At 57.7% G+C, this 15,179-nt stretch carries 17 protein-coding genes; 11 read left to right on the forward strand and 6 right to left on the reverse strand.

The genetic code is table 11. The annotated features are described in order from the left end of the window. Positions 1-20 precede the first annotated feature (20 nt). The 5 genes from urtB to zinT are packed head-to-tail and all read left to right on the forward strand — an operon-like array spanning position 21 to position 4,867. The gene (gene urtB / locus F0319_RS10735) at positions 21-1,595 is read left to right on the forward strand and encodes an urea ABC transporter permease subunit UrtB (RefSeq protein ID WP_149366892.1); all 1,575 of its coding nucleotides are present in this window, start codon (positions 21-23) and stop codon (positions 1,593-1,595) included. After that, positions 1,595-2,668: an urea ABC transporter permease subunit UrtC gene (gene urtC / locus F0319_RS10740; RefSeq protein ID WP_149366893.1), complete on the forward strand. Its 1,074-nt coding sequence runs from the start codon at positions 1,595-1,597 to the stop codon at positions 2,666-2,668. The genes urtB and urtC overlap by 1 nt, the downstream gene beginning before the upstream one ends. Continuing rightward, the gene (gene urtD, locus F0319_RS10745; protein ID WP_149366894.1) at positions 2,668-3,465 is read left to right on the forward strand and encodes an urea ABC transporter ATP-binding protein UrtD; all 798 of its coding nucleotides are present in this window, start codon (positions 2,668-2,670) and stop codon (positions 3,463-3,465) included. Before urtC ends, urtD begins: the two co-directional genes overlap by 1 nt. Before the next feature lie 9 nt (positions 3,466-3,474). Next, positions 3,475-4,173, forward strand: a complete 699-nt coding sequence (gene urtE / locus F0319_RS10750; RefSeq protein WP_149366895.1) for an urea ABC transporter ATP-binding subunit UrtE — start codon at positions 3,475-3,477, stop codon at positions 4,171-4,173. Between the two features lie 52 nt (positions 4,174-4,225). Next, entirely contained in the window at positions 4,226-4,867 is a 642-nt protein-coding gene (gene zinT, locus F0319_RS10755; RefSeq protein WP_127730853.1) for a metal-binding protein ZinT, read from the forward strand. Between the two features lie 46 nt (positions 4,868-4,913). Here the strand turns inward: zinT and ydeE are convergent, their stop codons facing one another. Then, entirely contained in the window at positions 4,914-6,107 is a 1,194-nt protein-coding gene (gene ydeE, locus F0319_RS10760; protein WP_127730855.1) for an efflux MFS transporter YdeE, read from the reverse strand. A 194-nt stretch (positions 6,108-6,301) separates the two neighbouring features. Here ydeE and eamA point away from each other — a divergent pair, with 194 nt between their 5' ends. Further along, on the forward strand, positions 6,302-7,207 hold the full coding sequence (eamA, locus tag F0319_RS10765) for an O-acetylserine/cysteine exporter (protein ID WP_149366896.1): 906 nt from the start codon (positions 6,302-6,304) through the stop codon (positions 7,205-7,207). A 32-nt stretch (positions 7,208-7,239) separates the two neighbouring features. On the opposite strand, the gene marB is transcribed toward eamA, so the two are convergent. Genes marB through marR form a run of 3 tightly spaced genes read right to left on the reverse strand, consistent with a single transcriptional unit; the run spans position 7,240 to position 8,330 of the window. Continuing rightward, on the reverse strand, positions 7,240-7,458 hold the full coding sequence (marB, locus tag F0319_RS10770; protein ID WP_111964609.1) for a multiple antibiotic resistance protein MarB: 219 nt from the start codon (positions 7,456-7,458) through the stop codon (positions 7,240-7,242). Between the two features lie 33 nt (positions 7,459-7,491). Then, a complete protein-coding gene (gene marA, locus F0319_RS10775) occupies positions 7,492-7,872 on the reverse strand; it encodes an MDR efflux pump AcrAB transcriptional activator MarA (RefSeq protein ID WP_008502237.1) in 381 nt (126 codons plus the stop codon). A gap of 23 nt (positions 7,873-7,895) precedes the next feature. Then, positions 7,896-8,330 carry a multiple antibiotic resistance transcriptional regulator MarR gene (marR, locus tag F0319_RS10780; RefSeq protein WP_111964608.1) on the reverse strand — a complete coding sequence of 145 codons (435 nt, stop codon included), beginning with the start codon at positions 8,328-8,330 and terminating at the stop codon, positions 7,896-7,898. 255 nt (positions 8,331-8,585) lie between these two features. Here marR and F0319_RS10785 point away from each other — a divergent pair, with 255 nt between their 5' ends. Beyond that, entirely contained in the window at positions 8,586-9,251 is a 666-nt protein-coding gene (locus F0319_RS10785; RefSeq protein WP_023335699.1) for a MarC family NAAT transporter, read from the forward strand. 44 nt (positions 9,252-9,295) lie between these two features. Here F0319_RS10785 and F0319_RS10790 read toward each other — a convergent pair whose 3' ends face one another. After that, positions 9,296-10,492 carry a sugar transporter gene (locus F0319_RS10790; RefSeq protein ID WP_149366897.1) on the reverse strand — a complete coding sequence of 399 codons (1,197 nt, stop codon included), beginning with the start codon at positions 10,490-10,492 and terminating at the stop codon, positions 9,296-9,298. Positions 10,493-10,669: 177 nt separating this feature from the next. Here F0319_RS10790 and F0319_RS10795 point away from each other — a divergent pair, with 177 nt between their 5' ends. The 3 genes from F0319_RS10795 (at position 10,670) to F0319_RS10805 (ending at position 12,851) form a co-directional block, all read left to right on the forward strand. Next, the gene (locus F0319_RS10795; RefSeq protein ID WP_149366898.1) at positions 10,670-11,458 is read left to right on the forward strand and encodes a PhzF family phenazine biosynthesis protein; all 789 of its coding nucleotides are present in this window, start codon (positions 10,670-10,672) and stop codon (positions 11,456-11,458) included. 27 nt (positions 11,459-11,485) lie between these two features. After that, entirely contained in the window at positions 11,486-12,277 is a 792-nt protein-coding gene (locus tag F0319_RS10800) for a PhzF family phenazine biosynthesis protein (protein ID WP_111964605.1), read from the forward strand. Positions 12,278-12,368: 91 nt separating this feature from the next. Continuing rightward, on the forward strand, positions 12,369-12,851 hold the full coding sequence (locus F0319_RS10805) for a GNAT family N-acetyltransferase (RefSeq protein ID WP_127730865.1): 483 nt from the start codon (positions 12,369-12,371) through the stop codon (positions 12,849-12,851). On the opposite strand, the gene ptrR is transcribed toward F0319_RS10805, so the two are convergent. Beyond that, positions 12,805-13,683: a putrescine utilization regulator PtrR gene (gene ptrR, locus F0319_RS10810; RefSeq protein ID WP_127730867.1), complete on the reverse strand. Its 879-nt coding sequence runs from the start codon at positions 13,681-13,683 to the stop codon at positions 12,805-12,807. The two genes, F0319_RS10805 and ptrR, sit on opposite strands and share 47 nt — an antisense overlap. Positions 13,684-13,781: 98 nt before the next feature. On the opposite strand from ptrR, the gene sad reads away from it, so the two are divergent. Continuing rightward, positions 13,782-15,170, forward strand: coding sequence for a succinate-semialdehyde dehydrogenase (sad, locus tag F0319_RS10815; RefSeq protein ID WP_149366899.1), 1,389 nt, complete (start codon positions 13,782-13,784; stop codon positions 15,168-15,170). Positions 15,171-15,179: the final 9 nt, after the last annotated feature.

Genomic DNA, 15,179 nt, shown 5'->3' on the forward strand with positions numbered 1-15,179 from the left:
TCACCGCAGGGAGAAACGTCATGAACGCCATGCGCCTGTTCATCGCTCTTGTATGGCTTTCCGGACTGCTGCCAGGGATGGTGCAGGCATCGGATGCCGATCGTTTTGTTGCCGCCAGCCGCAGCCAGCAGGCGGATTTGTTGACGCAGTGGGCCGCCGCGCCGGATGCCGCCAGGCTTCCGCTGCTTCAGTCCCTGCAGAAGGAAAATCTGTATGCCGACAGTCAAAAGCACGCCTTTGCGCAGCATAACGGGCAAATGGTGTCGCTTGGGGACGCCCGTGCGGCAGAAGGGCCAACCAAAGCCGTTCGTCTGACGAACCGGCTGCGCGTGCTGGCTGCGACCGCCATCGCCACCCATCAGCTGGTGAGTGACAGTGTCACCGAGAGGCGGGCGGCTGCGCGTCAGCTGCAGCGCGATGCCCAGCCCGGTATGCTCGCTTTTCTGGAAAAACGTGTGAACGATGAAACGGACGCCGTGGCGCGTCAGGCGCTGCTGCTGGCGGTCGCGAACCTCCAGCTGGCAAGCCCGCAGGCAGAAGTGCGCCGCAAGGCCGTAGAACTATTAGGTCAGTCCGACGATCCGGACGTACAGTCCAGGCTCACTCCGTTTACCCAGCCAGACACTGAGCCGGATGGCGGCGTGCGCGCGGCCGCAGAAGAGAGTCTTAGCCAGATCCAGCATCGGCTGATGTGGGGCGATCTGCTGGGCCAGGCGTTTATGGGGCTCTCCCTCGGGTCGGTGCTGCTGCTGGCCGCGCTGGGGCTGGCTATCACCTACGGCCTGCTGGGGGTGATTAACATGGCCCACGGCGAGATGCTGATGCTAGGGGCATATGCCACCTGGATGGTGCAGCAGGCGATGGCCGGGCTTGCGCCCCAGTGGCTGGCGCTCTATCCCGTTATCGCCTTGCCGGTCGCGTTCTGCCTGACGGCGGGCATTGGAATGGTGCTGGAGCGCACGGTGATCCGTCATCTGTACGGTCGTCCGCTGGAAACGCTGCTGGCAACGTGGGGGATCAGCCTGATGCTCATCCAGCTGGTGCGCATGACCTTTGGCGCCCAGAACCTGGAGGTGGCTAACCCAGCCTGGCTCTCCGGCGGTGTGCAGGTTTTTGCCAACCTGACGCTGCCGTGGAACCGCATCGTGGTGCTGGGCTTCGTGCTGCTGGTGCTGTTCTTTACCTGGCTCATTCTGAATAAAACTCGTCTGGGGCTTAACGTGCGGGCGGTGACGCAAAACCGCAGCATGGCCGCCTGCTGCGGGGTACCGACAGGGCGCGTCGATATGCTGGCGTTCGGGCTTGGCTCCGGAATTGCGGGGTTAGGCGGCGTGGCGTTATCGCAGCTCGGTAACGTCGGGCCGGAGCTGGGCCAGGGCTATATCATCGACTCCTTCCTTGTGGTGGTGCTCGGAGGCGTAGGCCAGCTGGCAGGCAGCGTGGCCGCGGCGTTTGGTCTGGGGATCTTTAATAAAATCCTTGAACCCCAGATGGGGGCGGTGCTGGGCAAGATCGTGATTCTGGTGGCGATCGTGCTGTTTATTCAGAAACGCCCGCAGGGGCTGTTTGCGCTGAAAGGGAGGGTGATTGACTGATGAGCCAGCCGCTGACCTTAACGCTGGCGCGCAAAGCGCCACGCACAACGCTGATTGTAGGCAGCCTTCTGGTGGTGTGCTTGCTGATATTGCCGTTTTTCGCCTTACTGCCTGCAACGCATCCGCTGGCGCTGTCAACCTGGATGCTGACGCTGACTGGCAAGATCCTCTGCTATGCCATCGTTGCGGTGGCGCTGGATCTGGTATGGGGCTACGCCGGGATGCTCTCTCTCGGGCACGGCATTTTTTTCGCCCTGGGCGGCTACGCGATGGGCATGTACCTGATGCGCCAGGCCGCGGGTGACGGTCTGCCTGCGTTTATGTCGTTTCTTTCCTGGAGCGAGCTGCCGTGGTTCTGGTGGGGAACCCAGCATTTTGCCTGGGCGCTGGTGCTAATTGTGCTGGTGCCGGGGCTACTGGCGCTGGTGTTTGGCTGGTTTGCCTTCCGCTCGAAGATCAAAGGGGTCTATTTTTCGATTATGACCCAGGCGCTGACCTATGCCGGGATGCTGCTGTTCTTTCGCAACGAAACCGGCTTTGGCGGTAATAACGGCTTTACCGGCTTCACCACGCTGCTCGGGTTTTCGGTAACGGAAACGACCACCCGTATCGCGCTGTTTCTGGCGACCGTGCTGTTGCTGCTCCTGGCCCTGGGCTGCGGATTTGCGCTGGCGAAGAGCAAGTTTGGCCGCATTCTGACCGCCGTTCGCGACGCCGAGAACCGCCTGACGTTTTGCGGATACGATCCGCGCGGGTTCAAGCTGCTGGTGTGGACGATTTCTGCCGTGCTGTGCGGTCTGGCGGGGGCGCTCTATGTCCCGCAGGTGGGCATTATCAACCCGGGCGAAATGTCGCCGACGAACTCGATAGAGGCCGCCATCTGGGTAGCGCTGGGCGGGCGCGGCACGCTGGTGGGGCCGGTGATTGGCGCGGCGCTGGTGAACGGGGCGAAAAGTTTCTTCACCGTCGCGATGCCGGAATACTGGCAGCTGTTTCTGGGGCTGATTTTTATCGCCGTTACGCTGTTTTTACCGCGCGGCGTCTACGGACTGTTTCGTAAGGGAGAAAAATAATGCAGCCAGCCGAAGGGTTATTCACCCGCCAGCTGCCCGGCGATCGCTACCGGGACCAGACTGATCCTGTACTTCAGCTTGAATCCATTAACGTTAATTTTGACGGCTTTCAGGCCCTGACCGATCTCTCGCTGAATATCGGCGTGGGCGAACTGCGCTGCGTGATCGGTCCCAACGGGGCCGGCAAAACCACGCTGATGGACGTCATCACCGGCAAAACGCGGCCAAAGAGCGGCAGGGCGATTTACGATCAGTCCATTGACCTGACCGCGCTGGAGCCTGCGGCCATCGCCCGCCAGGGCATCGGGCGTAAATTCCAGAAGCCCACGGTCTTTGAGGCGCTGACGCTGTGGGAAAACCTGGAGATCGCGATGAAAAGCGATAAGTCCGTCTGGGCGAGCCTGCGGGCAAAACTCAACGGCGCGCAGCGCGACCGCATCGATGAGGTGCTGGTTTTACTGCGGCTGACCGCCGAGCGCGACCGCCGCGCCGGGCTGCTTTCCCACGGACAAAAGCAGTTTCTGGAGATCGGCATGCTGCTGGTGCAGGACCCGCATCTTCTGCTGCTGGATGAACCCGCAGCCGGGATGACCGACGCGGAAACGGAATACACCGCAGAGCTGTTCAAAACGCTGGCAGGCAAGCATTCCCTGATGGTTGTTGAGCACGATATGGGCTTTGTTGAAACCATCGCCGATCGCGTGACGGTGTTGCATCAGGGGCGCGTGCTGGCGGAAGGTTCACTTCGCGAGGTGCAGGCCAACGAGCAGGTGATTGAGGTCTATCTGGGACGTTAAGGAGAGGGAATGTTACAGGTCAACGAACTGAATCAATATTACGGCGGCAGCCATATTCTGCGCGGCGTGAGCTTTGAGGCCGTCACCGGCGAAGTCACCTGCCTGCTGGGGCGCAACGGCGTAGGGAAAACCACGCTGCTGAAGTGTCTGATGGGGCTGATCCCGGCCAAAACCGGGGAGGTCATCTGGCAGGGAAAAACGATCACCCATAGCAAACCGCACCAGCGGGTGCAGTCTGGCGTGGCGTATGTCCCGCAGGGTCGCGAGATTTTCCCGCGCCTGAGCGTAGAGGAGAATCTCATGATGGGGCTGTCGCGATTTTCAGCACGCGAGGCGAAGCAGGTGCCGGAGGAGATCTGGCAGCTGTTCCCGGTGCTCAAAGAGATGAAGCATCGTCGCGGGGGGGACCTCTCCGGGGGACAACAGCAGCAGCTGGCGATTGGTCGCGCGCTGGCGAGCCGTCCGCAGCTGCTGATCCTGGATGAGCCGACTGAAGGCATACAGCCTTCCGTCATTAAAGAGATCGGCCACGTGATCCGTACTCTGGCAAGCAGAGGCGACATGGCGATCCTGCTGGTGGAGCAGTTTTACGACTTTGCCGCCGAGCTGGCCGACAGCTATCTGCTGATGTCGCGCGGCACGATTATTCAGCGCGGGCGGGGTGAAAACATGGAGCAGGAGGGCGTTCGCGGCCTGGTTGCGATCTGAAATGTTATAATATAACATCCTCATTCTTATAAAACGGAATGAGGATGTTATCTTGGCTGCACATATTGGAAAATTTGCCATGACTCTGGGGGCGCTGCTGGTCAGCGGCCAGCTGTTTGCTCATTCGCACGGCCATCAGATGACCGAAGCGGAACAGAAGGCGGCGAACGGCGTGTTTGAGGATAAGGACGTGAAGGACAGAGCATTGTCTGACTGGGACGGGACCTGGCAGTCGGTCTATCCGTTCCTGCTCGATGGTTCGCTGGATCCGGTCTTTAAGCAGAAAGCGCAGAAGGATAAAAGCAAATCCTTTGATGAGGTCAAAGCCTACTACCGCACGGGTTATGCGACGGACGTGGATGCCATCGGTATCGAAAATAACGTGATGGAATTCCATCAGGGCAAAGCGGTCAGCCGCTGTCAGTATGATTACAGCGGCTACAAAATTCTGACCTACGCGTCAGGTAAGAAAGGCGTTCGCTATCTGTTTGAGTGTAAGGACGCCGCTAGCAAGGCGCCGAAATTTGTGCAGTTCAGCGACCACACCATCGGACCGAAGGCCTCTTCGCACTTCCACATTTTCATGGGCAATACCTCCCACGAGGCACTGCTGAAAGAGATGGATAACTGGCCGACCTATTATCCGAATGAGATGTACAAAGAGCAGGTGGTGGAGGAGATGTTGCACCACTGATGCTTTATTGCCGGGTGGCGGCTTCGCCTTACCCGGCCTGCATTTGCTACGCCGCTTTGGGTGACTCGCACCAGGCCTTCACGCTCATCCCGCGCAGAATCATCAGCCAGGCCATGACGATGGCGACCATCATGATCGCAAACAAGGACCAGTGCGGCAGATTGGTCAGGATAATACCGGTGATCATCGGGTTTGCCGCCGCGCCGAGCCAGCCCAGCGCCTGGGCGGAGAAATAGCTCGCCTTCATTCCCGGTGGGGCAATGTTGTCGATCAGCATGTATTCACCCGGCGCATAGATAATCTCCCCCAGCGTGAAAATAGCGGCAGCGATGCCCCAGTAAACCAGGTTTTCCCCGGAGAGCATAAAGCCGCCCAGCCCCAGGATAAAAAACAGGGTGGCAAGGGTCATCAGCGGGCGAATATTGCTGGCTGAGATCTTGCGGCCCAGCGCATATTGCAGCGTCACCACCACGGCGGCGTTGACGGGCAGCACCACGGCGACCACCTTTTCGGCGAAATCACTGTCCGCATGCGCGGCCAGAACGTATTGCGAAATACAGCTCGCGAACGACCCGCCCACGTACGACGCCAGCAGGCCAGAGAGCGTGTACCAGAACAGCGCGCGGTCTTTCAGTAATACCGACGGCTGCCACGGCGTCTTCTCCTCTGCGGTATCTAACGCCACGCTTTTCTGTACAAAGAAATGGATAAAGCCCAGCGGCAGGGCGGCGCAAAAGGCCGCCAGCCAGAACGGCAGCTGCAGGCTGTACATCACCAGCAGGGTGCCAATCGGCGGGCCGACCGTCCAGCCAATGTTCAGGAAGCTGTAGTTAAGCGAGAAGACCCGCGCCTTCTGGCTGGAGGTGAGCACGTCGGAGAACCAGGCTTTCAGCACCGTCGAAAAGACGGAGTAGGCGCAGTTGATCAGCGCAAAGAACAGCACCACCAGAGTGACGTTATTGACCAGCGGGATCGCCACAAAGCCGGCGATAAACGCCACGATCGCGATCAGCATGTAGCGTTTTTTATCAAATTTATCGGCCAGAATGCCAAATCCCAGGCTGAATACCACGCCAATGGTCAGCGCCACGGTCAGGGCATAACCAATATTCTCAACGCTCATGCTGTAGACGCGCGTGAGATAAATGGTCATGAACGGCAGCGTTGCCCCTCTACCGATGGTTAACAACAATGACGATGCCAGCAGCGCTGCGGTTGAGCGCCTGAGAGATGGTTTCATATTCCTGCCCGACAGTTGCTTATGCTTTTATTAGATGTGTGTTAACAGGATTACCATGACATAAGGGGCTTGTATAGCGCCTGATTTATCCCTAAGTGCTTCAGCTGCCTGCCAGAATTAATGATCTTCTCGCAGCGTGCTTTTTTCTGTTACCTTGAAGTGTTAACAAATTATTAATAATTCAGGGGCAGGGTATGACGCGTAAAGACGGGATGCTGGCTTTGCTGGTGGTCGTAGTATGGGGGCTCAATTTTGTGGTCATTAAGCTGGGGCTGCACAACATGCCGCCGCTGATGCTGGCCGGTTTACGCTTTATGCTGGTCGCGTTTCCGGCCATCTTCTTTGTGGCGCGTCCAAAGATCCCCTTTAAACTGCTGCTGGGCTACGGTCTGACCATAAGCTTTGGCCAGTTCGCGTTTCTCTTTTGCGCCATCAAGTTCGGTATGCCGGCGGGTCTTGCCTCGCTGGTGTTACAGGCGCAGGCGTTCTTTACCATTATTCTCGGGGCGTTTGTGTTTGGCGAGCGCCTGCAGGGCAAACAGCTGGCGGGGATCACCCTGGCGGTGTTTGGCGTGCTGGTGCTGGTCGAGGCCAGCCTGAATGGTCAGCACGTGGCGCTGCTCGGGTTTATGTTGACGCTGGCGGCGGGGCTGAGCTGGGCCTGCGGGAATATCTTCAACAAGCTGATCATGCAGCACGAGGCGCGCCCGGCGGTGATGTCGCTGGTGGTGTGGAGTGCGCTGATCCCGGTTATCCCGTTTCTGCTGGCGTCGTGCATTCTGGACGGTCCGGCGGTGATGCTGAACAGCCTTGTCGACATTGATATGACCACGATCCTTTCTCTTGTCTATCTGGCCTTTGTCGCCACCATTGTGGGCTACGGGATCTGGGGATCGCTGCTGGGGCGTTATGAAACCTGGCGCGTCGCGCCGTTATCCCTGCTGGTGCCGGTGGTAGGACTTGCCAGTGCGGCAATATTGCTGGATGAAACGCTGAGCGCGCTGCAGCTGTTTGGCGCCGTGCTGATCATGGCCGGGCTGTACATTAACGTCTTTGGTCTGCGGGTGCGTCGGACGACGCGGATAAGCGAAAAGGCATAAAAAAAGCCCCGCATCTGCGGGGCAAAAACGAATCAGAGGCCGTGCTGATTATAATAAGGCACGCCTAATTCGTCGGATTTGTCGCTACCAGCACCCATGTGGTTGAAATCATAAGGCGACTGGTCATGTGCTGACGGCAAAATCATCGAATCAGGATTATTTTGCTGCGTTGCACGAGGGGTTTGCTCCGCGAAGGTCTGGCTGGAGAACAGCACCAGCAAGGCGAGGGCGGCGGAGGCGATAGCTTTCATGATTTCCTCGGTTACGTCTGTTACAGGCGATAATTAACTACAGTGTTTTAAGGGATACAGGTATCGGGATTCGCCCGGCACGCTCGTGATTCGGTACTTATGAGGCGGCACGTCAAAATAGTTTTTGAAAGTACGCGTCAGGGTTTGCTGCGATTCAAAGCCGTAACGCTCCGCCAGATAAAGGATCGGCTCGTTGCTTTCTTTCAGTTTCTGGGCAATTTCCGTCAGCTTGCGGCTACGAATATATTGACCTAATGAATGGCCGGTCTCTTTTTTGAACATCCGTTGCAGGTGCCATTTGGAGTAACCCGAACGCTCTGACACTTTTTCAAGGGAGAGCGGCGATTCCAGGTTATCCTCGATCCAGTCCAAAATGCTATGAATGGTGATAGCGTCAGTATTGCGTCTGGACATCGTCATACCTCTTTTTTTTCTGTTTACGGCAGGATTTTCTTCAGCAGAAGCTCAAGGGTTGCCACTTCATCTGCCGTTAAGTTTTTTGTTAGTTCCTGATGCAGTGTTTGTCCTACTAATTGATGACATTTCTCGCACATGGCCGCGCCATCGCTGGTTAGCTTCACCAGTACGCCGCGTTTGTCATTCGGGTTAGGGCTTCGTTCTATCCATCCTTTGCAGACGAGACGATCGAGCATGCGGGTTAACGCACCCAGATCGACAGAGAGCACCTTTTTGAGCTCAACCGGCGTGATACACACTTCGCAGCGAATGGAACACAGCACTTTGAACTGTGTTGCGGTGATATCCAGCGGTGACAGGTAGTCATTGAGCAGGCGATCTTTTTTCTGATTGACCATATGAATAAGACGACCCAGCGGAACAACGTCGTTAAAGATATCACTGGTGCTTTTCACAATGGTTGCCCTGGCAAGTAGTTAGTCACGGCAGATATTATTGCTCAGGCAAGTATAAGTCAACTGAATGAACCAGCCGATGCCACGAATTGCTAAAACGTTTCATGAACTTTTTTTAAGGTGTTTCAAATCATAGAGATAACTTCCTGTTATCTTTTCAGAAGGAAAATAATCGTTACGTTGCGCCCATGGCTGAATGTCACACTTTCCCCCTATAATTGCTGTGTTAAATATGGATAAGGACGACAACGCACTATGTTGGATTTAATAAAAGCAATCAGCCTTGGGCTGGTGGTCTTGCTGCCGTTGGCTAACCCGTTAACGACGGTAGCGCTGTTCCTCGGGCTGGCAGGGAACATGAACAGCGCCGAGCGCAACCATCAGTCGATGATGGCCTCGGTGTATGTGTTTGCCATCATGATGGTGGCTTATTACGCCGGACAGGTGGTGATGAATACCTTCGGGATTTCCATCCCTGGCCTGCGTATCGCCGGTGGGCTGATTGTGGCCTTCATTGGTTTCCGCATGTTGTTCCCGGCGCAAAAAGCGCATGAGTCGCCGGAAGCGACCAGCAAATCGGAAGAGCTGGAAACCGAACCGAGTGCGAATATTGCCTTTGTGCCGATTGCCATGCCCAGTACGGCGGGGCCGGGTACCATCGCGATGATCATCAGCTCCGCGTCGACGGTGCGCGACAGCGCAACCTTCCCGGACTGGGTCCTGACGGTGGCACCGCCGCTGATTTTTGCGATTATCGGGGTTATCGTGTGGGCGTCGCTGCGCAGCTCCGGCGCCATTATGCGCTGGGTAGGCAAGGGCGGTATCGAGGCGATTTCTCGTCTGATGGGCTTCTTACTGGTCTGTATGGGCGTGCAGTTTATTATTAACGGCGTGCTGGAGATTATTAAGACCTATCATTGATGTGATTGCCGGGTAAGCGCAGCGCTGCCCGGCATAAATAAACCTTACCCGTGCTGCCCCTGTTCCTCCAGCGCCACCGGCCACTTACGGAAGATGAGCACTGACCAGATCAGCGCCACCAGTGCCGGAATGGCACCCAGATAGCCAATCGCCGACATCGACACGTGCAGTATGACCTGATTTCCCACCAGCGCACCCGCGCCAATGCCGAGATTGAAAATCCCCGAGAACAGCGACATGGCGACATCCGTTGCATCCGGTGCCAGGGCCAGGACTTTCACCTGCATGCCGAGACCAATAATCATGATCGCCACGCCCCAGAACAGGCTGAGGATTGCCAGATGGCTTTCGCTGCCCGCGGCAGGCATCAGCAACAGCAGGCAGGCCAGCAGCAGACCAATAGCGCAGCTCACCAGCGTCGAGGCATGCCGGTTACCCAGCTTGCCGAACAGCACGCTGCCAATAATGCCCGCGCCGCCGAGGATCAGCAGTAATACGGTGGCAAAGTTGGCGCTAAAGCCCGCCACCACCTGCACAAACGGTTCAATGTAGCTGTACGCCGTGTAGTGTGCCGTCACGACGATGGCGGTCAGCAGGTAGATACTCAGCAGCGCAGGGCGACGCATCAGCAGCGGCAGGCTTTTCAGCGAGCCGGAATGTTCGCTCGGCAGCGCGGGCAGAAGTTTAATCAGACACACCAGCGTCACCAGCGCGCCCATGCCGATAGCGAAGAAGGTGGTACGCCAGCCGAAGTATTGCCCCACGATGCGGCCAATCGGCAGACCCAGCACCATCGCCAGTGCGGTACCGGTGGCAATCAGGCTCAGCGCCTGGGCGCGTTTACCAGCCGGTGCGAGTCGAATAGCCAGCGAGGCGGTGATCGACCAGAACACCGCATGGGCAAAGGCAATGCCGATGCGGCTAATGACCAGCACCGTAAAATTCCACGCCATAAACGACAGTACGTGGCTTGCAATAAACAAGACAAACAGGCCGATCAACAGCCTGCGTCGCTCCATCTGGCTGGTCAGCAGCATAAACGGCAAGGACATCAGCGCCACTACCCAGGCGTAGATGGTCAACATAATGCCCACCTGAGCCGTTTCCATCTGAAAACTATCAGCGATGTCAGACAACAGCCCAACCGGCACAAATTCTGTGGTGTTAAAAATAAACGCGGCAATGGCCAGCGTGACCACGCGTAGCCACGCAACCCTGCGGGAAACTGTGTTCGTTGTCATAGGGATGTCGGAGATTCGTTGCTGAAAAGAAGAGGAGACGATCTTAAAACGTTGAACGGCGAAAACTCAACCATTATGTGATGCAGATCTCAAAATTTACCTTGTGAAAGCGGTAGCCGGGAACGCTGTTTTCATTGAATATAAAAGAACAACACAATAAAAACAGGCGGTAAGACAATGCAGGAGATTGATTTTTATCTGGTCGATGCGTTCAGCAATATCACGTTCGGCGGCAACCCGGCTGCCGTTTGTCCGCTCAAGGAATGGTTGCCCGATGAGACTTTGCTGAAGATGGCGCAGCAGCATAATCAGTCGGAAACGGCTTTTTTCGTCTGCACTAAAGGGGGCATTGAGCTACGCTGGTTTACCACGCTTACAGAGGTCAATCTCTGCGGCCACGCCACCCTTGCCGCTGCGTACGTTCTGTTTAATGAACTGGATTACCCCGACTCGCGGATCCACTTTGACACCGCCTCTGGCCGCCTGACGGTAACCCGGGAGGGGGAATGGATGACGCTGGACTTCCCGGCATGTCCAACCCATGAAGAGACACCTCCGCCGGAGATGCTCTCGGCGCTGGGTATCAGCCGCTACGTTGAAGCCCGTAAGGGGCGCGCATGGCTGATCGTGCTGGAAAATCGCCAGCAGGTCGAGGCGCTTGCGCCACACTTTTCGGCGATGACGCCGGGCGAGCATAAGGTGAGCGTGACGGCGCGCGGCGAGGGGGAATACGATTTTGTCAGCCGCTTTTTCTCCCCCGGCGTTTCCGTTCCGGAAGACCCGGTCACCGGCTCCGCGCACACGATGCTGATCCCGTACTGGGGTGAACAGTTGGGGAAAACAGCCATGCTTGCCCGTCAGGTTTCCGCGCGCGGCGGCGACGTGCGCTGTGAGCTGAAAGGCTCGCGCGTGCTGATGAGCGGACAGGCCACGCTTTATCTGAAAGGCACAGTTTTTCTGCGCTAAATACCCATAACAAGAGAGGAAGAGACAATGCAGGAAATTGATTTTTATCTGGTGGATGCCTTCAGCGATAAAACCTTTGGCGGCAACGCCGCAGCGGTATGTCCTCTGGAAGAGTGGCTGCCGGACGAAACGTTGCTCAAAATGGCGCAGCAGCATAACCAGTCTGAAACCGCCTTTTTCGTGCGCACCGACGGTGGGTTTGAGCTGCGCTGGTTCACCACGCTGGATGAAATTAACCTCTGCGGTCATGCCACGCTTGCCGCATCGCACGTTATTTTCGAATACCTTGACTATCCGCACACTGAAATCACCTTCACCACGCGCTTCGTGGGCGAACTGACGGTTAAACGCAGCGGCGACTGGCTGACGCTGAACTTCCCGGCGTGGTCAACGGAGGTTGTCGAGAACCCACCTGCGCTGCTGTTTAGCGCGCTGGGCATCACTGAGGCAAAAGAGGTGCGCGTCGGACGTGATTACCTGGTGGTGCTGGAGAGCCAGCAGCAGGTGGAAGCGTTAACGCCGGATATTGGGGCGCTGCTTCCGCTGGATAAAATGGTCTGCGTGACGGCGCCGGGAGAAGAATATGACTTCGTCAGCCGCTTCTTCTGCCCGGGCGAAGGGGTGCCGGAAGACCCGGTCACCGGATCTGCCCACAGCATGCTGATCCCTTACTGGAGCGAAAAGCTGGGCAAGACGTCGCTCAATGCTCGTCAGGTGTCACACCGTGGCGGAGATCTGCGCTGCGAGCTGAAGGGCGATCGCGTGCTGATCGGCGGTCAGGCCACCCTGTATCTGAAAGGGCGTGTCTTTTTGCGCTAACAGGGCGGAGCGATAAGTTAATACTATGAAGCACCCTGGCAGGCCTGCGCTATGTTGAAATTTAGCCTCATAAAAAAGCAAGGAGCCTGCCATGTATTCCATTACCTCTGAATCTGCACGTCACCCGGATATTCTTAGCCTGATCGCGGCGCTTGACCGCTATCAGAGCGAACTCTATCCCGCTGAAAGTAATCATCTGCTCGATCTGGCTTCGCTGCCGGAAGCCTCGCTGATCCTGATGGTCATTCGCGACCAGCAGCTTCAGGCCGTTGGCTGCGGCGCAATCGTGCTCAACGGCGACGGAACGGGCGAGATGAAGCGGGTCTATATCGATCCGGCCCATCGCGGGCAGCATCTCGGCGAGACGCTGCTGGCCGCCCTGGAAGATGAGGCCCTGAGCCGTCATTGCCACACGGTACGGCTGGAGACCGGTATTAAACAGCGCGCCGCGGTGCGTCTTTATGAACAGTGCGGATACGATTTACGCCCGGCGTTTGCCCCGTACGTTGACGACCCGCTCAGCCTGTTTATGGAGAAGGCGCTGGTTGAAGACGTTCGTTTAGCAGCGCTATAAAGGCCTCCAGCTGGCGGGTCATCGCCCCGCGTCGCCACACCAGCCAGGTGGTGAGCCAGCGCCAGTTTTCCGCCAGCGGCCAGGCTTCAATCTGATGATGCCCAGGCATACTCTCCAGCATTGAGCGCGGCATCAGCGCGATGCCTGCGCCCGCGATAACGCAGGCGAGCATGCCGTGATAGGACTCCATCTCATGAATGCGGCCGGGCGCGGCGCGGTCAGCATGAAACCAGCTCTCCAGGTGTCGACGGTACGAGCAGTTGGCGCGAAAAGCGTAAACGTCGCTGCCGCTAACCTGCGCGGCGCGTGCGACCTCCGCGTGCCCGGCAGGCGTGACCAGCATCATCTCCTCCCGATAGACCGGCATGCCTTCCAGCTCCGGGTGCGACAGCGGCCCGTCGACGAAGGCGGCGCTGAGGGTTCCCTCCAGTACGCCATCGATCATCGTCCCGGATGGCCCGGTAGAAAGGGCAAACTGGATGCGCGGATAGCGCTGGTTAAACTGCGCCAGCGTTTCAGGAATGCGCACGGCTGCGGTACTTTCCAGCGCGCCGAGGGCAAATAACCCCTGCGGCTCATCTCCCGCTACAACCATGCGCGCTTCATCCACCAGGGCGAGGATTTGCTTGCTGTAGCGCAGGAAGTTATGCCCGGCCGGGGATAAACGCAAACGCTGGTTCTCACGAATAAACAGCTCAACGCCAAGATCGGCTTCCAGCTGGCGAATGCGGGTCGTCAGGTTAGACGGCACGCGATGCACCTTCTGCGCCGCCTGGGTGATACTGCCCGTCAGTGCGACGGCGTTAAACATTTCAAGCTGGGTTAAATCCATAATGTTCTCGTTTCGTGAATAAGGTGGTTAGTATTATTCATTTTTAAGAAATAGCAGAGTGAGCCACAATTAATCAACCGAAACACGTGGAGAACAACATGACTTATTCATCTGCTACACATGCCTTCTCTGTCAGCCCGGCCACGGGTGAAACCCTCTCAACCTGGCCTTGGGCGACGCCGGAACAGGTTGACCGCGCAATTTCTCAGTCCGACGCGGGGTACCGCCAGTGGCGTCGTGAAAGCGTTGCCCACAGGGCGCAAAAGCTGCGCGATCTCGGCGCAGCGCTGCGACACCGCGCGGAAGAGATGGCGCAGACGATCTCCCGTGAAATGGGCAAACCCATCCTGCAGGCGCGGGCGGAAGTGGCAAAATCCGCGGGTCTGTGCGACTGGTATGCCGAGCACGGCCCGGCGATGCTGCGTGCGGAGCCTACGCTGGTGGAAAACCAGAATGCGGTCATTGAATACCGTCCGCTGGGGCCGATCCTCGCGGTGATGCCTTGGAACTTCCCGCTCTGGCAGGTGCTGCGCGGCGCGGTGCCAATTCTGCTGGCCGGTAACAGCTATCTGCTCAAACACGCCCCCAACGTGCTCGGCTCTGCGGATCTTATCGCGCAGATCTTTGCGGATGCGGGTTTCCCAGAAGGCGTGTTCGGCTGGGTGAACGCCACCAATGACGGCGTCAGCCAGGCGATTAACGATCGTCGTATTGCGGCGGTGACCGTCACCGGCAGCGTGCGTGCCGGGGCAGCCATTGGTGCTCAGGCGGGGGCCGCGCTGAAAAAATGCGTGCTTGAGCTGGGCGGCTCTGACCCGTTTATCGTCCTCAACGATGCCGACCTGGATCTTGCCGTGAAGGCGGCGGTGGCGGGTCGCTATCAGAATACCGGGCAGGTGTGCGCGGCGGCCAAACGCTTTATTGTGGAAGAGGGTATTGCGAAGACCTTTACACAGCGCTTTGTCGATGCAGTTTCTGCGTTAAAGATGGGCGCGCCGGAAGAAGAAGAGAACTACCTGGGCCCGATGGCGCGGTTTGACCTGCGCGATGAACTGCATCAGCAGGTGCAGGCGACGCTTGCAGAAGGGGCAACGCTGCTGCTGGGCGGAGAGAAGATCGGCGGTGAGGGGAACTATTACGCGCCAACCGTGCTGGCGAACGTTACCCCGTCGATGACGGCGTTCCGCCAGGAGCTGTTTGGTCCGGTCGCGGCCATTACGGTCGCGAAAGACGCGGATCACGCCCTGACTCTTGCCAACGACAGCGACTTTGGCCTGTCTGCGACGGTCTTCACCGCTGACGCAGAGCTTGCGGATAAATTCTCACGCGAGCTGGAGTGCGGCGGCGTGTTTATCAACGGCTATAGCGCCAGCGATGCGCGCGTGGCCTTCGGCGGTGTGAAGAAAAGCGGCTTTGGACGCGAGCTTTCCCACTTTGGGTTGCACGAGTTCTGTAACGCGCAGACGGTATGGAAGGATCGCGTGTAATCCTCGATT

The sequence above is a fragment of the Enterobacter vonholyi genome (assembly GCF_008364555.1).
Classification (GTDB): Bacteria; Pseudomonadota; Gammaproteobacteria; order Enterobacterales; family Enterobacteriaceae; genus Enterobacter; species Enterobacter vonholyi.